The 19,893-nt window shown below is 33.9% G+C and carries 21 protein-coding genes; 5 read left to right on the top strand and 16 right to left on the bottom strand.

Features of this window, described 5'->3' with window-relative positions; translation table 11 throughout:
- On the top strand, positions 1-610 hold a 610-nt coding region (locus QZU75_RS02925; protein ID WP_296881455.1), incomplete at its 5' end, for a hypothetical protein.
- 112 nt (positions 611-722) lie between these two features.
- The gene (locus QZU75_RS02930; RefSeq protein WP_296881456.1) at positions 723-1,751 is read left to right on the top strand and encodes a tRNA-dihydrouridine synthase; all 1,029 of its coding nucleotides are present in this window, start codon (positions 723-725) and stop codon (positions 1,749-1,751) included.
- On the opposite strand, the gene QZU75_RS02935 is transcribed toward QZU75_RS02930, so the two are convergent.
- From QZU75_RS02935 to QZU75_RS02955, 5 genes are all read right to left on the bottom strand, one after another.
- The gene (locus QZU75_RS02935; protein ID WP_296881457.1) at positions 1,744-2,190 is read right to left on the bottom strand and encodes a hypothetical protein; all 447 of its coding nucleotides are present in this window, start codon (positions 2,188-2,190) and stop codon (positions 1,744-1,746) included. The two genes, QZU75_RS02930 and QZU75_RS02935, sit on opposite strands and share 8 nt — an antisense overlap.
- A gap of 31 nt (positions 2,191-2,221) precedes the next feature.
- The gene (locus QZU75_RS02940) at positions 2,222-3,241 is read right to left on the bottom strand and encodes an acyltransferase (RefSeq protein ID WP_296881458.1); all 1,020 of its coding nucleotides are present in this window, start codon (positions 3,239-3,241) and stop codon (positions 2,222-2,224) included.
- Positions 3,242-3,399: 158 nt separating this feature from the next.
- Positions 3,400-4,785, bottom strand: a complete 1,386-nt coding sequence (locus tag QZU75_RS02945) for an MATE family efflux transporter (protein ID WP_296881459.1) — start codon at positions 4,783-4,785, stop codon at positions 3,400-3,402.
- Between the two features lies 1 nt (position 4,786).
- Positions 4,787-5,254 (bottom strand): MarR family winged helix-turn-helix transcriptional regulator, encoded by a 468-nt coding sequence (locus tag QZU75_RS02950; RefSeq protein WP_296881460.1) that lies wholly within the window; start codon positions 5,252-5,254, stop codon positions 4,787-4,789.
- A gap of 4 nt (positions 5,255-5,258) precedes the next feature.
- Complete coding sequence (locus QZU75_RS02955; protein WP_296881461.1) at positions 5,259-5,708, bottom strand: flavodoxin; 450 nt, start codon at positions 5,706-5,708, stop codon at positions 5,259-5,261.
- Positions 5,709-5,816: 108 nt separating this feature from the next.
- Here QZU75_RS02955 and QZU75_RS02960 point away from each other — a divergent pair, with 108 nt between their 5' ends.
- Positions 5,817-6,803, top strand: a complete 987-nt coding sequence (locus tag QZU75_RS02960; RefSeq protein WP_296881462.1) for an acyltransferase family protein — start codon at positions 5,817-5,819, stop codon at positions 6,801-6,803.
- Positions 6,804-6,832: 29 nt separating this feature from the next.
- On the opposite strand, the gene QZU75_RS02965 is transcribed toward QZU75_RS02960, so the two are convergent.
- Positions 6,833-7,408 carry a flavin reductase family protein gene (locus QZU75_RS02965; RefSeq protein ID WP_296881463.1) on the bottom strand — a complete coding sequence of 192 codons (576 nt, stop codon included), beginning with the start codon at positions 7,406-7,408 and terminating at the stop codon, positions 6,833-6,835.
- A 36-nt stretch (positions 7,409-7,444) separates the two neighbouring features.
- Between QZU75_RS02965 and QZU75_RS02970 the strand changes: the two genes are divergently transcribed.
- A complete protein-coding gene (locus QZU75_RS02970) occupies positions 7,445-8,320 on the top strand; it encodes a hypothetical protein (RefSeq protein ID WP_296881464.1) in 876 nt (291 codons plus the stop codon).
- Here the strand turns inward: QZU75_RS02970 and QZU75_RS02975 are convergent.
- The 7 genes from QZU75_RS02975 to QZU75_RS03005 form a co-directional block, all read right to left on the bottom strand.
- Positions 8,272-9,264 carry a glycosyltransferase family 2 protein gene (locus QZU75_RS02975; RefSeq protein WP_296881465.1) on the bottom strand — a complete coding sequence of 331 codons (993 nt, stop codon included), beginning with the start codon at positions 9,262-9,264 and terminating at the stop codon, positions 8,272-8,274. The genes QZU75_RS02970 and QZU75_RS02975 overlap by 49 nt on opposite strands.
- Positions 9,265-10,029: 765 nt before the next feature.
- Entirely contained in the window at positions 10,030-10,530 is a 501-nt protein-coding gene (locus QZU75_RS02980) for a DUF4411 family protein (RefSeq protein ID WP_296881466.1), read from the bottom strand.
- A gap of 6 nt (positions 10,531-10,536) precedes the next feature.
- Positions 10,537-11,691, bottom strand: a complete 1,155-nt coding sequence (locus QZU75_RS02985; RefSeq protein ID WP_296881467.1) for an ImmA/IrrE family metallo-endopeptidase — start codon at positions 11,689-11,691, stop codon at positions 10,537-10,539.
- Positions 11,692-12,149: 458 nt separating this feature from the next.
- Positions 12,150-12,830 (bottom strand): zinc ribbon domain-containing protein, encoded by a 681-nt coding sequence (locus QZU75_RS02990; RefSeq protein WP_296881468.1) that lies wholly within the window; start codon positions 12,828-12,830, stop codon positions 12,150-12,152.
- Between the two features lie 102 nt (positions 12,831-12,932).
- Positions 12,933-13,616: an amino acid ABC transporter ATP-binding protein gene (locus QZU75_RS02995; RefSeq protein WP_296881469.1), complete on the bottom strand. Its 684-nt coding sequence runs from the start codon at positions 13,614-13,616 to the stop codon at positions 12,933-12,935.
- A gap of 12 nt (positions 13,617-13,628) precedes the next feature.
- Entirely contained in the window at positions 13,629-14,279 is a 651-nt protein-coding gene (locus tag QZU75_RS03000; protein WP_296881470.1) for an amino acid ABC transporter permease, read from the bottom strand.
- A gap of 31 nt (positions 14,280-14,310) precedes the next feature.
- Positions 14,311-15,135: an amino acid ABC transporter substrate-binding protein gene (locus QZU75_RS03005; protein ID WP_296881471.1), complete on the bottom strand. Its 825-nt coding sequence runs from the start codon at positions 15,133-15,135 to the stop codon at positions 14,311-14,313.
- A gap of 180 nt (positions 15,136-15,315) precedes the next feature.
- Here QZU75_RS03005 and QZU75_RS03010 point away from each other — a divergent pair, with 180 nt between their 5' ends.
- Entirely contained in the window at positions 15,316-16,323 is a 1,008-nt protein-coding gene (locus QZU75_RS03010) for a glycosyltransferase family 52 (protein ID WP_296881472.1), read from the top strand.
- A gap of 3 nt (positions 16,324-16,326) precedes the next feature.
- On the opposite strand, the gene QZU75_RS03015 is transcribed toward QZU75_RS03010, so the two are convergent.
- The 3 genes from QZU75_RS03015 to QZU75_RS03025 are packed head-to-tail and all read right to left on the bottom strand — an operon-like array spanning position 16,327 to position 19,881.
- Positions 16,327-17,409 carry a glycosyltransferase gene (locus QZU75_RS03015; protein ID WP_296881473.1) on the bottom strand — a complete coding sequence of 361 codons (1,083 nt, stop codon included), beginning with the start codon at positions 17,407-17,409 and terminating at the stop codon, positions 16,327-16,329.
- Positions 17,406-18,557: a glycosyltransferase family 2 protein gene (locus tag QZU75_RS03020; protein ID WP_296881474.1), complete on the bottom strand. Its 1,152-nt coding sequence runs from the start codon at positions 18,555-18,557 to the stop codon at positions 17,406-17,408. The genes QZU75_RS03015 and QZU75_RS03020 overlap by 4 nt, the downstream gene beginning before the upstream one ends.
- A 1-nt stretch (position 18,558) precedes the next feature.
- Entirely contained in the window at positions 18,559-19,881 is a 1,323-nt protein-coding gene (locus QZU75_RS03025; RefSeq protein WP_296881475.1) for a UDP-glucose/GDP-mannose dehydrogenase family protein, read from the bottom strand.
- Between the last annotated feature and the right edge of the window lie 12 nt (positions 19,882-19,893).

Here is a 19,893-nt window from a genome sequence, read left to right on the forward strand (position 1 = left end):
TGAAGACTGGGAAGACTACGACGACGAAGACGACCTAGACGATGAAGACTGGGAAGACTACGACGACGAAGACGACCTAGACGATGAAGACTGGGAAGATTGGGATGATGAAGACTGGTTGTACTACTATGATAATTTAGACTTCCTTAAAAATGGAGGATATTATCCAGCTGATTATCCTTATGATGGAAATGACACTAACGGCACTTGGAAACATTATTATGTATACAAATGTGGATATGCTACTTCATCTTCATATAAATATCATAAATATAATGAAACTGATAACGCAACTGATGATGAAGACTACAATTCTACTGAAGAAGTTTATGAAATAATGTATCATGATGCAATGGTTTTAGGTGCTTCATTCATGCCAACCTGCATGTTAGGTGCGGCCTCATATGCTCCTGCTCAAAATTATGATTTCCCAATTGAAACCGGGGATTATGATTTTAATGATTATCAAAGTGTCGGTGATGAGCAAAATACCAGTGAATCTAATGAAAAACATGATGTAAGCAAAAATATTGAATTAGACAATAATTCTGAAAACAATATTCTTGCATTATTATTAGTGTTGATTGTTAGTTTTCTAATGTTATTATAAGAAGTTAAATTAGGAAATAACTTTTCCTAACTCTTTTTTTATTTTTTTTACACATCAAACTATAAAAATAATTTTTGCAATAATTTTTATATCTTAAAAACTATTATAAAATATGAAAGATTTATTTGATTATGTTGATTTCGGTGATTTAAAACTAAACAGCAGAATAGTAAGAACAGGTCTGTGGGAATCCCAAAGGGAAAGTGCAGGCAATTTAACACCTGAGATATATAACCGTTATGAAAATATCGCTGCAAGCGGTGTCGGTTTAATCATTACTGAACTGTTTTCCCTTTATCAAAAGGATGTTTTTTCAAAATATTCTCTTACAATGGATTATCCTCAGTTTGTAAGGGAAGCAAAGGATTTGACTGACCTTGTTCATGTATATGACGTTCCTGTTTTTGCACAGTTGGGATTTGTCCAGTTCAATAAAAAGACAGAACAGAACATCAGAATTGAAGATGTTTCAGTTGAAGACATAAGAAAGATTCAGACTGATTATATTATAGCTGCCAAAAAAATAGCATACGGCGGTTTTGACGGAATCCAACTTGCTTTGGGTAACTATTACTTTTTGTCAAGATTTATTAGTCCATACTTTAACAAAAGGGAAGATAAATTTGGTGGAGATACCTACGGCCGCCTGAAGATTGTCCTGCAGATTATTAAACTTATTAAAGATACTACTGATTTGCACATTAACTGCAGATTAAATGCATTTGACATCCAAAAGGGCGGAATGACTCTTGATGAGACTATTGAAATAGCCAAACTGCTTGAAGAAAATGGTGCTGATTCACTTCAGATTACACGTCCACGCTCTCCTCAGTACTTTTCACGTGAAAATTATGAAAAAAGTCTTCTCGCCAGTGCCTGCAATGACATCATTGACAATGTAGACATTCCTGTCATTATGGGAGGCGGAGTCAAAACACAAAAGCAGATCAACAATGTTTTAAACAGGACAAAAGTGGATTTTATTTCAATGCAAAGGCCTTTTGTTGCTGATCCGAGTTTTCTTGTTGACTGGCAGCTGGAAGGTGACGGCGAGACAATCTGTAAAACCTGCAATAACTGCTACTGGAAAAAGACAGCAACCTGCTTTATAAACAGAACTCCCCAATTGAACGTCAGATAGCTTCAGAATAGCTTCTGAATTTTTCTAAAAAATAGTCCAGTTCCTCTTTTATCTGCATTAACGTGATGATTGGCTTGTATGTCAAAAGCGAGTTCAGTGCTATAAGCAGGGGAATTGCCTCTCCCACATTAACGTTTACAAATTCCATATCCTGATAGGTTATTCTGAAGTTTCCGTTTAGATGCTCATCTATTTGAATGCCGTTTGGTATGAAACTTATTTGCTCTTTTTCAATGAGCTCTTCTAGGACTTTAGTGCCTTCAAGGATATCTTTAAATTCTATTTTTTCCTTTTCCAGAAGAGGTGTGATAAAATCAAATGTAATGTCATATTCATATTTTGAATGACTGTCCCTGAAATAGCTGTCAACCATCAGATAGTTAATGAAAAGCTCGTGGTTGACTATTGAATACATCTTGTTGTTTACAATGAACTCCATATGTATATTATGATTGTAATTATATATGTGTTTACTTGACACCGCAGACTTTTGATATATAAGGAATTTTGCTGCTTGCATATGCGATGGCCCATGAGAGAACTACAGTTACAATAAAGAGCACAGGCAGTAATTTCAGTGAACTGACTTCCAGGTATTTTCTTAAGGTCATATAAACAATTGTATGAGTAAAATACATGGCATAGCTGCATGTACTGATGGAAAGTACTATTTTTCCAATCACACCGTCCTCTATTTTTGTGCGCACTTTGCCTATAAATGAACCTGGATTGTTGTTTTTATATTCAGAAAGATATCTGAATGTCAGAAATACACCTGCAGCCTGCAGTACCGGAACTACTGAATGATAAGAAAAAGAAGATGTAGTATAAAATGTATTTGCACAGTTTATTGCATAAAAAACAATGAACAAGAGAATTCCAATTAAAATCATTGCTCCGTCGGATAAATTAAACTTTTTGGTATATAAATAATGACCGAAAACCATTGTTCCGATAAATCCTGCAAAATAATCCAGTTTAAAATGATCTATTGGATTGTAATTGAATGTTTGGATTAAGAGTGTCACTGCCCATAATATCAGGAAATATTTGACTGCCTTATCTCCATATTCCTTAATGAATGAGTTTATAATTGGAATCATGAAATAAGCACCAATCAGTTCATAGACATACCATGTAACGCCTTTTCCCAATGCCCAGTCAAGAACACCCACAGGATTTGTCTTGAGGACATAGAACTGATAGGCTGAAATAACTATTACCCAAAATATGAATGGAACGAGTATTCTGCTGAATCTCTTTTTTAAAAAAAATCCTAAATCATAATCCTTGCCAATAAGAAGCGCTCCGCTGATCATTAAAAACAGCGGCACACCAATTCTTCCAAGTTCGGTTAAAAAGTAAGGTATTGCCACTTTAAGACTGGTTGTAACGTATGGATAGAAACTGTCTACATGGCATAGGATAACTGCTAGAATCGCAATCATTCTCAGTTCATCCAGATAGAATATTCTTTGTTTTAAACTCATTTTAAACTTCCAAAATAACTATTATTAAAAATGCTTTAATTGTATATATAATAATTATTGTTGGATATTGTATATATTAATTTTTATTTAAAAATGCATAAAAGAATAAAATATTATTTTTTAATAAAAAAAGTATTAAAAGAATAATCCTTTAGGGATTATTCCTCATGGTGAGTGTATTTTTTAAGAGAGATTTCCTTGAATCTTCTGATAAATATTTTCGCCCAGATGTATCCGACTGTTCCTCCAACAAAACAACCGAAAATAACTCCAGCATAAATTCCCACAACTCCCCATCCGAAGATAAAGCAGAATAAATATGCAAATACAGTTTCCAGAATCAGTGACCTTAAAAGGGTAATGAGAAGTGAGTATGTTCCCTTTCCGACACCCTGAAATACCATTGATGACATTATACCGTGAGGGATTGCAAGAACAAAGAGACTAAGTGTTGATATTGCTGTTGCAATCTGAGGTGCCAGTGCCGCACTTGCATCGGTATAGGAAAAGAGTGCTGCAATCTGGCTTGAAAATATATACATCAGTGCACCAAGGATGATTGATATTATAAAACCTACTCTTATTGAATAGGAATGGGCAGTCTGGAGATTTTTATAGTTATGTGCCCCGTATGCCACACCTGCAACTGTCAGTACTGCAGTTCCAAGACCTATTAAAGGAATCATGGATAACTGTACAATTCTCATTGAAGCTGTATATACCGCTACCGCATCTGAATTTGCAGCTATCACAAGCATTGAGTTTATAAGGATTGCAAGAGCGGAAAATACAATGGTTTCCAGTGTTGAAGGAATTGCAACCTGAAGTGTGTCAATCATTATTCTTGAAGAGTATTTGAAGTTTTTAAGTGACAAATCAAGGTACAAGTCCCTTTTACCCCACATCCAGTAGCTCATTACGATACATGAAAGTGCTGCGGAAAAGACTGTAGCCCATGCGGCACCTGAAATTCCCATGTTCAATATATAAATAAAGATAGGATCTAAAATGATGTTCATTATTGCTGTAACCGCAATAGCTATTGTTGCACGTCTCATGTCTCCTTCTGATCTGAATATTGCTGATGCAACACCTGAATATACAAAGATTAAAAGGAATCCGAATATGATGTAGCTGTACTCTGCAGCATAGCTTATTGTGTTTCCGGCACCCATAAACTCAAGGATAGGAATCATGAACACTTCAATTAAGACTGTGAATATCAAAGATACAATTATTGACAATACAATTCCGTGAAGTGCGGCATTGTTTGCACCTTCATGATTTTTCGCACCGATACTTCTTGCAATCAGAGAATTTGCACCTGCACCTATTCCGTTTCCAAGACCGACAAGTACCATAAATAATGGTGTAATGAATCCTATAGCGGCAAGGGCGTCGGCCCCAAGACCAGCTACCCATATACTGTCTGCAATATTATAAAGCATGATTAAAAGCATTGACAGCATCATAGGAAGGGCCAGTTTGATAATAGCCTTTTTAGGATCTCCTGTAATCATTTCAATATTTTTACTTTTGCTCATTTTAATACTCTCCCTTATTTAATTCCATTGTTTTAACAGCAATTTCCTTTAGAATTTTCTGAAGAAGTTCCTTTTCAACATAACCTTCATCCAGTATAACCTGATCTTCCCAGCAGTTTAATATTTCAATAGCTTGAGCCAGAGTCTGCTCACCTTTTTTTGTAAGTGAAAGCTTATTCTGGCGGCGGTTGTTTTCATCAATCTCTCGTGTAATCAATCCTTTGTCTTCAAGTTTTTTAATTGACCTTGCAACGGCTCCCTTGTTCATGCTGCATCTTTGAGATATTTGTTCCTGATTTATGTTGCAGTGATTAGATATTTCAAACAAAAGCTGTATCTGTGTTGAATTTATGTCCAAATCTGTGAGATTATGGTTGATGTATATGGTGTATCCTCTTGCAATCAGCATGATGAGTTTTGCAACGGGAAGTTCAGTTGCGTCAATCTCTTTTAAATCTTCCAAACTCATGATTTCACTCTATGAATGAATCCAAATCATAATCATCATTTTTGACTTGTTTGGTTGTAAGGCTTAATGTTTTTAATGGTTTTACTGATTTCTTTTCCATCTGTTTAAATGTGGATTCAAATCCGCTGCTTCCTGCAGTTGCAAAGAATTTGACGTTGGTGAATTTTCCTTCGTTCATTTTCAAGTATGTTATTACCGGAGATGCAGCCTTGCCTGCCCATACAGGTGTTCCTATATAGACCATGTCATATTCTGCAGGGTCGAATTTCAATGATTTTATATCTATAATCTTTTCTGTCATTGCATCTTTTCCTGCGCGGGCATAACCTATTTTTCCTTCATACTTTACATTGGATATGATTTCTTCAATATCCGAATTGGTTTTGCCTGCTATTTTTTCTGCAAGCTTTTTTGTAATGTTTGATCTTGAGTAATATGTCACTAATGATTTCATAACATATTATTATATTCTTATACTATATAAACTGTTGCATTGACAACTATTGCAGTTGCAACAATGCCGTTATATATAAATGTAATTTATTTCATAAATAAATAGTGTATGACAACAAAAGTTAGAATTAACAAATATGATAATCTGAAAGGTCTGGCCATCATTCTGATTGTTTTAGGCCATCTGGATTATTTGGATGTCATGAACCCATTTTTTATTTCAAGATTTTTCTTTATGATAGACCTGCCTGTGTTCTTTTTTGTTGCAGGATATTTTTCTAAAATCGCAGCCGATCAACCTATAAAGAGTTTCAAAAGGCTGATGGTACCATATTTCCTATTCTGTTTGTTGATTGAAGTTTTCCGTTTTGTCTATCTTGGATCAACAAATTGGGCAATGATATTCCTTCAGTCAAGTATGGCCATGTGGTTTTTAATTGCGCTTTTTGCAATGAAAATGCTTTTGCCTATTCTCGACAAGCTCAAATATCCTCTCATTATAGCACTGATAGCAGCAGTCTTCGTCGGAATATATGATGTACATCCAAACCTGCTTGCAGTATCACGTACATTTTCATACCTGCCGATATTCCTCTTAGGTTTCTATTTCAACAGCTATAAGGAATACTTTTCAAAGGCACATTCCAAACTCTATGCATTTTACGATAAGTACTTCTATATAATTACAGTTCTTGTGATTTTGGCCACCATAGTAGTAACCATTAAATTCAACGGTAAATTCTTCGTATTTAAGACACCATACGCAGGAAATCTATTATATGAAGCCATTAAAAAATTCATAGTTCTTGTACTGGAAATAATGTGGGTTATTATATTGAACAGAGTCATGACAAACAGGGAATGTTTCCTGACAAAACTTGGAAGAAATTCCATGGCAATATACGTACTGCATCCATTCATATATTACACATTCAAACCAGTCTGGCCGACTATGATTTCTTCACCAACCATATCAATAGTACTCTCATTAATATTAACCGCAATAACAGTATTTATACTGTCAAGAGATATCGTAACAGTATATTTAAACAAATTTACAGACGGTGTTTTCAATATATTTTTCAACCCGGTTTAAACTTATACATAGTTTAAACCATCTTTTTTTTATTTGAATTTAAGACCTGTTTTAAAGCCGTCAGCTATTTTTTCACCCATGCTGTAGTAGCTGTGTGACACGTCATCCCACGCAATCGGATTTAACAAATCAAAATCAATTTTATTTTTATCGTTTAAAATTTCCTCATCCGCCTGGATGTTGACGATTTCACCAGTAATTTGAGTGTGGCTTCCGATGTTAACAACATTCATAGTCCTGCATTCAACAGATGCCTTGAATTCATTGATGACAGGTGCATTGACCAATTCTGCCTTTTTTGTAGTGTAGCCAACATCTTTAACTTTGTCTGTATCATAACCTGAAGCTATTCCCATATAGTCTGCCTCGCTTACCTGAGAGATATCGGGAAATCCGACACAGAACTCTTTTGAGTAGAGAATGCTTTTAAGGGTCTTTCTTTTAAGTGTGGAGTTGATTGCAATCATTATTGCCGGAGGGTGATGGGAACACATTGTGGCAAATGCCAGTGTACAGCAGTCCGCATTTCCATCCTCATCATATGCGCTTGCAACAACCGCAGGTGAGGGATACATCATTGCTCTTGGTTTTAGATTTACTTTCATAATACTTATTAATTCAAATGTCCTATAAATAATTATATGGAAAAACTGAAAATTGCAAAAAGGATATCTGATTTTACACAGCCTCCAATCATTACAGTTCCTCTTTTTTTAATAATATGTTATGTACTGTCATTTGAAAACGGCGTGTTTGATATAAATAAATTCATAACCATGGAGGCAATTTCAATAGTTTTTGCATCAGTATTGCCTATTTTAATCATTGTTTTCTGGGCTAAAAAACTGAATACAGATCATGACATTTCCAATCGCCAGGACAGGTACATGCCCCTTATTGTAGGAATTATTTCATATTTTATCGGATTTTTAACCTGTATTGCACTTGATGCAGGTAATTTCCTGACAATCCTGTTTTTATGCTACTCAGTAAATACAGGTGTAGTATTGGTGATTACATCAAAATGGAAAATAAGCGTTCACACTACCGGTCTGAGCGGTCCGGTTGCTGCACTGATATTGCTTTTAGGTCCTGTTGGTGCTGTTTTTGGAATTTTATATCCTCTTGTAATATGGTCAAGGGTTCTTCTTAAAAAACATACTCTGGCACAGGCAATCTGTGGAGGAGTTCAGGGTTTCTTTTTAACAGTTCTTGAGATGTATCTCTTCATGATTTTACTTTCAAAACCGATTTATTCCATGATTAGCCTTGAACTGTCAATACTCTATATTTTAGCTATAATTTTAACTCCTGTTCTTTTGGGAGTTTTAAGCTATATTCCAATCAGCAATTCAAGAATAGTATTTTATATAGTTGAGATACTGATGCTTGCGTGCTTTTTTGTCTTTGCACCCCTTGAGGTCTGTGGGATATCTGCATTAATAAGCCTTACATCAATAGAAGTCAGCTATTTTGCAGGCGAAGAGTTTGTCTGGTTCAGGGTTTTGAATTCCTGATAGTCATCTGACTTTAAAATGTCTTTAAAAAATTTCCTTTTTACAGGTCCCAGATTTTCAAGATAGTCATTATAATATGAGGATAATTTAATTGATTCGTAGTCTTTTTTAATTAATAGATATAAACTTTCTTTGTATTTTTCTTCAATGCCCATTAAAGCATATCGAGGACCATTGATTTTGAAGGCAAGCAGGTCAAATAAATATATATCATACCACCCATTTTCAATAAAAATGTCCATTAATATCTGTCCTGCAGGAACGGTGTCTAGAAACTTGCTGTCAACAGACTCAGTTATTGATCCCTCATGCTTTCTTCTGACATACAAGTGCCTTTTTATAATTGAAACCCTCTTCGCTTTTAAAAATGTGTAAAAGAAAAATGGCATATCCTCAAAATAGATGCCTTCAGGAAACTTTGCATTTATATTTTCAAGAAAGTCCCTTCTGAATATCTTTTGAGCGGCACTTACAGATATATCAAATAGAAAGTCTCTGCAGTCATGAGGATTGAATACTCTTGTCTCAAATTCCTCAGGAAAATTGTCCAGATTAAACCAGCTGTTTTCGGAGTAGCCATCACCGTCATACTTTATGATTTGAAAAATAGAAATGTCACAGTCCTTTGAGCTTATCTCTCCGTAAGCAGTTTTTAAAGTATCCCTTAAATAAAAGTCATCACCGTCTAAAAACATCACATAATCACCTCCGGCAATCTTTAATGCATTGTTTCTAGATGCTCCGGGACCCTGATTTTGCTGATTAATCAGTATGATTCTATCATCATTGAAGCTATTTATTATATCCAAAGTGGAATCTGTTGAGCCGTCATTGACAATTATCAATTCAAAATCAGTTAATGACTGGCTTAAAACGCTTTCAATTGCTTTTCGAATATATCTTTCCTCATTAAAAACCGGCATTATAACTGAAATTTTAGTCATTGATTAATAATTTGTCTGACCTGATTTAAATATTTGTAAAAAAAGAAAAAAAGGAGAGTGTCCGATAATTGAGTGATACTTTTAATACACTTGAAATCTTTATTCTAGATTTGAAGATTAATTTCGAGTATTTTATTAAGTATTGCTCATTTTAACAACTCCTTGCAGAAAATGGGCTTAATGCCTATTGATCATCAGTTTAATTAAAGATTAATCTAATCTACTAATTTTATTATAATTTTTCAGTTGAAATATTCAAGTTCATATCCGTGAATCAATTCTTGTTTAAAATGTTTTATTTTATTTAAAACTAAACAGAATATCTTTATTTTTGCATAAAAAGAGTTATATTCATATGTGAAGAAATTCATAATTATTAAACATACAACAACACAAACTAATAAAAATAAATTCACTTCACAATCTACTTTTTTGTGATTTATATAATTTATTTGTTTCAATTTTAAAAAAATACACAAACATACAATCGTTAATGTGGTAAAAACTATTCTAAATTTAATTAAACAAGAAAAAACAAAACGTAGAAATGTAAATATAAATATTATCGATGAATTAATAAAAAATTTCGTAATTGAGAATGAAATAATTATAGATTTAAAAATAAAATAATAAAATGGGAGATTTGAAAATCTAATAATTATCGGACACTCCCAAATAGAAAATAATCCCAGAAAAATGTAACATAAATAATTAAAGGTTTTAGAAATGAAATATTTCATTTCTAATTTTAAAAAAGAACATACTTTAAAATTTAATATTATTGTCTTCAAAAAACTGTCTTAGATTAACATGTCCCACTCCCAATTCATCACAGACATGTGGAATATTATGTTTTTTTGTTGGTTTTTCATTAGTAACAACCACTGCACCATTTTTCCAACCATAAGCAATGAGCCATGGATCAGCAACAACAGTTGCATAATTTCCCCATTCATTTTCAAGAGAAGTGACAATACGGTTTCTTCGAAATTCTTCTTTATAAATTGGCAACGCTTCAATTAATGGGATGCATTCTTCTTCACCATTAAGCAATTCCTTAAATAATGTTTCATTACATTGGGATTCGATATTTAACCAATGATTTTTAATAGGTTCGGATTTTAATTCTAATTTTACTTCAGTAATGGAAACCATAGTTCCATCATCGATTAATTCCTTTACTTTATCCCAAACTGTATCGAATACTGTAGGGAAATAATTCTCATGCATGTCAATTAAAATATTTGTGTCAAAAACATATTGCATAACTCATTACCCCCTAATCTCCAAGTCCAAACCTTTTATTTTATCTAAAGATGTATCCAAATATCTCATTGCCTGGGTGGAAGTAATTATGTCATTATCATAAGCATCCAGAATTAATCTTGTGTATGAAGCACCATCCTGTTTTCTTTTCATGGAAATTGTTGAAATATGAGGTTCACTATTCCTTCTCCTTTCAGCATCTTTTTCCCTCATTATTTGATTATCACTTTCAATCTTTATAATCCATTCATTTTTTAATCCATCATCGATAAAACCGCTATTATTTAACTTGTAAACAATACTCTGTTTACTAACTCCATAAATATTAGATAGTCTAGCGACTTTTAATTCATGTTTATTTTTTGTGAATAAATGAAGGTTTTTAAATGTATCCTGAGGCATTAGTATCTCAGCAGCAACATTATTGCAAAATGCTTCTTTTTTGTTATGCTTATCCACATCACATATGGCGCTAGTTCCTTGTATTAAGTGAGCTAACTCATGCATTAATGTGAAAATTCTTCTATTATGATAATTTTTACCGTTAAGCAATATAATTGGACAATAGTCATAATAAATTGAACATCCACTTATTTCGGATTCCAAGACCCCATTTGTTTCAAATACTAATATCCCTAAATCAAAACAAACTTCTTTCCAATGGTCTAAGAAACTTTTATGAGTTCCATCGCGATTTCCGTTATTATTTAATATCCATTTTTGTTGTGTTTCGAAATCAACATTTAGATATTCCCTAATATATTGACCTAATTTAATAGGATTTTTCTCATTGCAAACATGTTTTTTGAAGTTTGGTATCGGTATGCCCATATCTTCATGAATTCTGATATATGCATTTCTTCTGGATTTCGCTTTTCTAATCTCTAATCTTAATTCAGGGCTAAACTCTTCTATTTTTTCATCAGATCTAAATTCAATAAAATCATCATTATCAATAGGAGGTTTTGAAAGGAAATAAAAGAATGATGGTCTTTTGTATTTTTTTGCCATGTTTCTTAAATCTGTCCATGTAGGAACCTTTTCACCAGTTTCCCATTTTTCAGCATCTTTTAGATAACCTGGCAATTCATCTAATGAAAATCCAGCATCCTTTCTAGCCCATTTTATCATTGCAGGATTTACATTAAGTGCATTTGGCATTTTAATCAACTCATATATTTTTATTATTTAAAAATTATCACAATTAATTTTGTTATCTCTCATAATTATAATTTACCATGACCTGATAGTTTATCTGTTGATTATATATTTTAAGCCAGTACGGATGATAAATTTTGAATGAGTACCCCATATTACATTACAAAGTCCAAATGATAAAAAAAGAATTGCAAATTACTGTAAATGAATTAAATAAAAGATTAAGACAAAGAAAAACTATGTTATATTAATACACAAACATACGCCATTAATGTACTAAAAACTATTTAAACTTAATAAAACAAGAAAAAAATGTATAAATGTAAATATAAACATTATTAACGAATTAATAAAAGATTTCATAATTAAGAATGAAATAATTGTAGATTTAAAAATAAAATAAAAAAAGGAAATTTTAAAATTAACAAATTATCGGACACCCCCAAAATGAATTATATGATTTAAAATGTTTGTGTTCCGCTTGTAGCTGCAAGGGAAACACTTTGTGTATCCAAAAGATTGCTGTTTGAATCATATAATTTGATTGTAGCATAATCCGGATAGTAAAGATATGCATCAGCACTGGTAATGTACAGATAACCGTCATCATGCACATGTGCAGGTACCATATTACCGTTGTTTAAGGAATTGCCGTCCCTTGAATAGAAAATCTGAACAATAACGCTTTCACCGGCATGTTCTTTTCCAACATTGATTGACGCATAAGTCTTGTCTGCATCTGCACTTCCAGTAGAGAAACTGCCTCCCTTAATAGTCATTGACGAACTGGATGATTTGGATGAAGATGAGTCTGAAGTTTTAGAAGCAGTTGCAGGTTCATCGTCATCTGATGTGTCTACCTTGGAAGTGTTTTGAGATGCTGAATCCGCATGGTTTGCAGAATTACTGGCCGAATTTCCTGAAGTAAACATATAAACGAATGCACCTGCCAAAACAACAGCTACAATCACTAAAGCAACAATAATAATTTTGGTATTATTATTCTGTGACTTGTGTTCATTCATTGATTTAACCATACTTTCATGACTATTAGGTGCAGGCTCTGTATTCAGTGCAGTTCCGCATTTCTTACAGAATTTAGCTGTATCTGAATTTTCACTTTGACAATTTGGACATTTCATTTACAACACCTAAGAGTAAATGATAATATTTTAGTCACAATATTTAATATAGTTATTGAAAATTGTATTGAAATGTAAAAAAAGAAGATTAAATTATAAAATTTAATCGTAGAATTTTCCCAAGAATTCTTTCATTCTTTGGTTATCTGATGAAAATACTTCATCAGGAGATCCTTCCTCTACAATCACTCCTCCGTCCATGAAGATGATTGTATCTGCAACGTTACGTGCAAAGGCCATTTCGTGAGTTACGATGACCATTGTCATGTGCTGAGCAGCCAAATCCTTTATGACAGTTAAAATTTCACCTGTCAGTTCAGGGTCAAGCGCTGAGGTAGGTTCATCGAAAAAGAGTATGTCCGGATTCATTGCCAGTGCTCTAGCAATTGAAACCCTTTGCTGCTGACCTCCTGAAAGCTCGCACGGATAGGCATCTTCCTTATCTTCAAGACCCATCTGAGCCAGGAGTTTTCTTGCATGCTGGAATACTTCTGTCTTGTCTCTTTTCTGCACACGAATCGGTGCATTTGTAATGTTTTTCATTACTGAATGATGCGGGAACAAATTGAAATTCTGGAAAACAAGTCCGAATGTTCCGTTAAAATTAATCTCTCCGCTGTCTTCCACTTCCAAATCTGTAATGCATCGAAGCAATGTAGATTTACCTGAACCTGAAGGTCCGATTATTGCCAATACTTCACCCTTTTCGACACTGAGGGAAATATCCTTTAAAACTACATTGTCACCAAAACTTTTTTTAAGATTTTTAATTTCAAGTAAACTCATTAAATACTCCCCCTATTCATAATAATCCAATCTGTTTTCAATATGCTCCATTACGAATGCAACCAGGATGTTGAATAAGTAGTAGAATAAACCTGCTACAAGCAATGCTGAAATTGAAGCATCTGCTGCTGCAATCTGTTTTGCTACTGTAAACATTTCAGGTATTGCAATTACAAATGATAGAGAAGTATCTTTTACAAGAGTAATTACTTCATTAGTTACTGAAGGAAGAATAACCTTGAACACCTGAGGCATGATAATAATAAAGAATGTTTCAACCTTACTATAACCCAATACTTGAGCAGCTTCATATTGTCCACTGTTAATAGATTCGATTCCTCCCCTATAGATTTCAGCAAAGTAAGCCGCATAATTAATTGTAAATGCAATGATTACCGCAATAAATCTATAATCGGCTGAAAGATTAATTCCAAATACATAATACGGTGCGAAAAATACAACAATCAACTGCAGCATCAATGGTGTACCTCTCATGACTGAGATATATAACTTCATTAACCACCTTAAAGGTGCAAAATTACTCATTCTCCCTGCGGCTATAGCCAAACCTAAAGGAAGAGAGAATAAGAGAGTTAATAGAAATATCTCAATAGAGGTAACCATACCTCCTAGTAACTGTTCAATTACTGTAGATAATATCATATTATAAATTCTCCCCTCTTAACTAATCAACTTATTTGTGGATTAAAGCATCTTCAGAAATACCGTATTTTGAAGCGATTTCTTTTACAGTACCGTCTGCAAACATTTCGTCTAATGTTTTTTGTACTTTATCTCTTAAATCAGTGTTTCCGTTTTTAAATCCGATACCGTATTTTTCTGTTGTCATAGATTCATTTAAAATACTGAAACTGGTGCCGTTTTTCTGATGGATTTGGTATTCTGCAACACCACTGTCCATAGCTACTGCGTCACATACACCTGATTCAAGGTCCATGAATGCAGTATTATAATCAGCTACCTGATTTAAGGTTTTAAATGTATCTGCAATAGTTTTGTTTCCGCCTTGAAGAGCAGCCAATGCAGATGAATCTTTTTGTGTTTCAACAATTTTATCTTTTAAACCTGAAATTGAATTAATACCGGAGTCTGATTTTACAACGAATACCTGTTTGTTATCAAAGTAAGGGTCAGACCAGGTGTAATCTTTTTCCCTGCCGTCCATGGTAAATCCGTTCCAAATACAGTCAATAGATCCGGAATCGATTTCAGCGTCCTTTGCATCCCAATCAATAGGTTGAGCTACAAATGTCCAGTTATTTCTTTTACAAACTTCTTTTGCTAAATCTAAATCGAAACCAACATAGCTTCCATTGTCATCTTTGTATCCATATGGTGGGAATTCTGCATCAAAACCTACGATAAAAGTGCTTTCATCATTTTGGGTTTTATTAGCATTGTTACCGCCCATAAAATCAAATAAGCCCGCACTTACAGAACCTAGCATCATTAAAGATACGAGGACTATAACTAAAATAAAACCTATCTTTTTATTCATTTTTAAACACCAAAATTGTTATAACAATTGTAGAATATTTTTCTACATTATAATTTCTTTATTTTAATGTATTTATTTGTTTATATTTTTTTATATTAAATTTCTATTCAATTCCAAATTAAATATATAACAATAAAAACTAAAAATAATAATGAATAGGTAAAATTTGAGAGGGAAATCATGAGCAGAAAAACAATAAGAATATGTGTTGTGGATACAGTATATACCCTTTGGCTGAGCCTTATAAAATTCGGCATAAATCAATCTGATTATTTTGTTTTTTCAACAGGAATTCCGGAAGATATAAGAAAGAATTTCAACCATTATTTCTTTCCAAAGACAAATGTAAAGTTTTCCAAAAAATCCGGAAGAGCAATCAGCCTTTCACCAAAGGACCTTCCAGGTAATCTGGGACATGTATTTGAGATATTAAAACTAAAACGCAAACTTTCATCACTAACACATAACAGTGACGTCAAGGTATACGGACACGGACATCTCAAATTTTCATTTCCATTATATACATGGCCTGACAATGCAATTGTTGAGGACGGATTCGGAAACTACAATGAACTGAAAAAACCTACCAAATTCAAGTATCCCCGTCTTGCCCATTTCTGCGGATTCTATTTTAAATTCTTCAAACAGGGATTCGGAACACATGAAAATATCCATAAAATCTGTCTGACAAAAGAAAACTATCCTGATATCATTAAGGGCAAGGTTGAAATAATGGATGTGGAAGCATTGTGGCAGCAGAAAAGCGACGCTGAAAAAAATCAGATTTTAGAGCTTTTTAACATGCAAGACATATATGATAAATTTACAGACAACTCCACACTGCTTTTAACCCAGTCACTGTCTGAAGATGACCTTTTAGATTATGATGAGGAAATTGCCATATACAGGCAGTTTGTAGAAAAATATCCTGATTTGATTATCAAAACCCATCCGCGTGAGACAAAAGACTACAGGGAGATTTTCCCTGACGTTACAGTAATAGACACTCCATTTCCAATTGAAATGTTCAAGTTTCTGGGCATACCTGTAAAAAAAATACTCACCATTTCATCAACTGCAGCTCTGAATTTCAAGGGTGATGCTGATATTGAACTTTATGAAGGCCAAACATCCCGCAAAAAGTTCAATGACAGTCTTAAAAAGTTCAGAGAAATATATAATGAATAATCATCATTTCCTATCTATTTTTGATTCAAATTCCTTATAATCCTTAGATGTGAGTCCTGCATTGAATATTGACTTATAGTATCTTTTAAGCTGTTTGAAAGCTTCTGAGGTTTTATATTCCTTTTCATGCTTTTTGAAATCCGCCTGGATTTTAGCAAAAAAGTCCTCCTTATACTCATCTGAAGTATTCAAAAAGCGGGAGCGTATATTGTATAATTTCTTTTTGTATAGAACTGCCGCATATTCCTCGAAATTGTCATATTTTTTGGCAAGCTCTATGATCCTGTTTCTAATCTCTATTATATCCGAGAAATTTCTCGAACCTGCATTGCTCAGCGAATCAGACCTTGTTCTGTAGTGGTGAAGATAATGCCTGTAAAACATGACCTTTTTTGCCCTGAATAATGCTTCTGTAAAAAAAGGATTGTCTTCAAATATAAGACCCTGCGGGAATCTGATATCCGATACAAGATCTGATTTAAACACCACACCGTGAACGGCTACGGCCAGATCATACATCTTTTCGCCCAAATCCCTATATGAAAACACATTGTCTTTCACCATTTCTTCAAGAAATTCCATCTCAAAATATGGGGTTGTGTAGTTTTTCCCGCTTACATCATCAAAGCTGCATGTTTTAAACATAAGCATGTCAAGACTGTTATTTTTGGATATATTATACATCTGATTCAGGGCGTCAAGCTCAATATAGTCATCAGAGTCAAGAAAATAGACATATTCCCCTTTTATATATTTCATACCTGTATTACGGGCTCCAGACAGTCCCATGTTTTCCTGTGAAATGATGCGTATCCTTGAATCCTTTCTGCTGTACTCCTCAAGTATATCCGGTGATGAATCTGTAGAGCCGTCATTGACGCATATTATTTCAATATCATCCAAAGTCTGATTTATGACGCTGTCAAGACATTGCCTCAGGTAGTTTTCGACATTATAGACAGGAATGACAACAGATATTTTGGGCTTTTTTCTTGAAAACATTCCCTTTAAAGAAAGCCCTCCTGATTTTGAAAAAAGCAGTACGGGAACGGGTGAATTTGTGATGTTTATTGAATTTCTAATCATACGTTATCTTTACGGTCTATTTTTTCATTTGCAAGTTCATTAAGTTTTGCGGATAATTCATATGACCTGTGGAAGAGTTTGAGCCTTTCCTGATTGTAACGATTTTTGATTTCAATGTTTTCCTTGAGTTTCAATTCAGTGTCTTCAAGCATATCTTCCAAATCAATACATCTGATTGACAGTTCAAACTCCCTTGGATTCTGGGATTCTATAGCACTGTAAAAGATTTCTCTGATTCTTCTGTCACTTTCCTGGAATACCTCATCATTGTCATATTCCTCTTTTTTGGAGATGAAATACTCTTTGATTTTCTCAAAGAATACCTGCTTTATGTCAGGTTCAACCTGACTGTATCTTAAATACAGATTAGATATTACCTTATTGTAAAGGCCTTTCCTGTATTCTCTATAAAGTCCCAGGGTTTTGGTTATATCAATTAGTATTTCTGAAATGCCGATAAAGTCCATGAATGATTCGTTAGGGGTGTGAGTAATGGAACCTTCCCTTATCCTTTTGTTGCTTAAGTATTCATCATAAAAATAGTTTCTTTCGGATTTAATGAAGGTTTCTATGAAAAATACATTGTCTTCAAATATCAAATCCATGGGGAATCTTATGCCGGTCAATAAATCGCTTCTGTAGAATTTACTTGCAGGTGTAACAGCTATTTTAAAAAGCATATCCTGAGGTAAATCCTTATATGAGAATATATCTTCGCCGACAGCCTCCTTTAAATATTCCATGTCATAGTAGTTTGTCGGCTGCTTTTCTTTTGTATTATCATCGAAATTGATAATCTTGAATAAAAGCATGTCAAGGGATTTATCCTCTGCAATATTATACATTTGCTCCAATGCATTTTCATTTAACACATCATCTGAATCCATGAAATAGGTGTATTTACCAGTAATATGATCCATTGCCGCATTACGTGCACCGGAGACTCCCTGGTTTTCCTGTGAGAGGACTTTTATTCTGTCATCTGAGGATTCATATTCCTTCAGGATATCCAGTGTGGAATCTGTAGATCCGTCATTTACACATATTATTTCAATGTCTGTGAATGTCTGAGCGCATACACTGTTTAAACATTCCCTTAAGTATTTTTCAACATTGTACGCCGGAATAATTACTGATATCAAAGCCATATTAACATCCTATTTGATATAATTCAAATCCTTTATTTTGTATTTTTTTATCGTAAATATTTCTTCCGTCAAAGATTACTTTCTGTTTCATCTTATCTGCAAGCCAGTCGAAGTCAGGGTTTCTGAATTCCTTCCATTCGGTAATCAATATTAATGCATCAACATTTTCAGCTGCCGCATATCTGCTGTCAACAAATTTGATGCCTTCAAGATATTCATCATCGATTGCTTTTTTAAACTCTTCAATTGCCTGACCGTCAAATGCCTTGATTCTGGCACCTCTTTTGACAAGTTCTGATGCAACCACAAGTGATGTAGCTTCACGAACATCATCTGTACCCGGTTTGAAAGCAAGTCCCCAGATTCCAAATGTAAGGCCTGACAAGTCTTCACCGAACTTATTGACCACTTTGTTGACTAAAACCATTTTCTGATTTTTGTTTACAATTTCAACATTTGATAATATCTTAGGCTCGTATCCATGGGTTTTGGAAGTGTTGATTAATGCCTGAACGTCTTTAGGAAAACAGCTTCCCCCGTATCCGCATCCTGCATAGATAAAATCATATCCTATTCTTCTGTCAGAACCGATACCTAAACGTACGTTCTGCACATCAGCACCTGTAACTTCACAGATGTTAGCTATTTCGTTCATGAATGATATTTTGGTTGCAAGCATTGCATTTGCAACATATTTTGTCATTTCTGCTGATTTGATATCCATCAGTACAAACCTGTCGTGGTTGTGGACGAATGTAGCATACAAATCCTTCATGGTTTCAAATACTTCCTCTTCCTCAGCGCCGATTACGACACGGTCAGGGTGCAGGCAGTCTTCAATTGCATGGCCTTCCTTTAAAAATTCAGGGTTTGAAGCCATCTTGAATTTAACATCGGAATTTCTTTCCTCTAATATTTTTTCAATATGTTCCTTAACTGCAAATCCGGTTCCTACAGGAACGGTTGATTTAATAACAACTATTGAATCTTTTGTGATGTTGTTTGCAATATCTGATGCTGCTGAGAAAATATAATCAAGGTTTGCGCTTCCGTCTTCAGCCATAGGAGTACCGACAGCAATAAATATGATGTCAGTATTGTCAAGAGCCTCTTTGATGTCTGTGGTGAATATCAAATCACCATGTTCCTGACTATTTTTAACCAAAGTTTCCAAATGAGGTTCGAATATCGGCAAGATATTCTTTTTTAAACCTTCAATCTTTTCTTCAACAATGTCGACACAGTATACAAGGTTTCCCATTTTTGAAAAACAGGCTCCTGTAACCAGTCCGACATATCCAGTTCCAATAACAGTAATATTCATCTTTAATCCTCC

This window comes from uncultured Methanobrevibacter sp., assembly GCF_902764455.1.
Taxonomy (GTDB): domain Archaea; phylum Methanobacteriota; class Methanobacteria; order Methanobacteriales; family Methanobacteriaceae; genus Methanocatella.

Coding starts and splice junctions, on each gene's coding strand:
- QZU75_RS02930 (WP_296881456.1), top strand. CDS start 723: ATGAAAGATTTATTTGATTATGTTGATTTCGGTGATTTAAAACTAAAC.
- QZU75_RS02935 (WP_296881457.1), bottom strand. CDS start 2,190: ATGGAGTTCATTGTAAACAACAAGATGTATTCAATAGTCAACCACGAG.
- QZU75_RS02940 (WP_296881458.1), bottom strand. CDS start 3,241: ATGAGTTTAAAACAAAGAATATTCTATCTGGATGAACTGAGAATGATT.
- QZU75_RS02945 (WP_296881459.1), bottom strand. CDS start 4,785: ATGAGCAAAAGTAAAAATATTGAAATGATTACAGGAGATCCTAAAAAG.
- QZU75_RS02950 (WP_296881460.1), bottom strand. CDS start 5,254: ATGAGTTTGGAAGATTTAAAAGAGATTGACGCAACTGAACTTCCCGTT.
- QZU75_RS02955 (WP_296881461.1), bottom strand. CDS start 5,708: ATGAAATCATTAGTGACATATTACTCAAGATCAAACATTACAAAAAAG.
- QZU75_RS02960 (WP_296881462.1), top strand. CDS start 5,817: ATGACAACAAAAGTTAGAATTAACAAATATGATAATCTGAAAGGTCTG.
- QZU75_RS02965 (WP_296881463.1), bottom strand. CDS start 7,408: ATGAAAGTAAATCTAAAACCAAGAGCAATGATGTATCCCTCACCTGCG.
- QZU75_RS02970 (WP_296881464.1), top strand. CDS start 7,445: ATGGAAAAACTGAAAATTGCAAAAAGGATATCTGATTTTACACAGCCT.
- QZU75_RS02975 (WP_296881465.1), bottom strand. CDS start 9,264: ATGACTAAAATTTCAGTTATAATGCCGGTTTTTAATGAGGAAAGATAT.
- QZU75_RS02980 (WP_296881466.1), bottom strand. CDS start 10,530: ATGCAATATGTTTTTGACACAAATATTTTAATTGACATGCATGAGAAT.
- QZU75_RS02985 (WP_296881467.1), bottom strand. CDS start 11,691: ATGCCAAATGCACTTAATGTAAATCCTGCAATGATAAAATGGGCTAGA.
- QZU75_RS02990 (WP_296881468.1), bottom strand. CDS start 12,830: ATGAAATGTCCAAATTGTCAAAGTGAAAATTCAGATACAGCTAAATTC.
- QZU75_RS02995 (WP_296881469.1), bottom strand. CDS start 13,616: ATGAGTTTACTTGAAATTAAAAATCTTAAAAAAAGTTTTGGTGACAAT.
- QZU75_RS03000 (WP_296881470.1), bottom strand. CDS start 14,279: ATGATATTATCTACAGTAATTGAACAGTTACTAGGAGGTATGGTTACC.
- QZU75_RS03005 (WP_296881471.1), bottom strand. CDS start 15,135: ATGAATAAAAAGATAGGTTTTATTTTAGTTATAGTCCTCGTATCTTTA.
- QZU75_RS03010 (WP_296881472.1), top strand. CDS start 15,316: ATGAGCAGAAAAACAATAAGAATATGTGTTGTGGATACAGTATATACC.
- QZU75_RS03015 (WP_296881473.1), bottom strand. CDS start 17,409: ATGATTAGAAATTCAATAAACATCACAAATTCACCCGTTCCCGTACTG.
- QZU75_RS03020 (WP_296881474.1), bottom strand. CDS start 18,557: ATGGCTTTGATATCAGTAATTATTCCGGCGTACAATGTTGAAAAATAC.
- QZU75_RS03025 (WP_296881475.1), bottom strand. CDS start 19,881: ATGAATATTACTGTTATTGGAACTGGATATGTCGGACTGGTTACAGGA.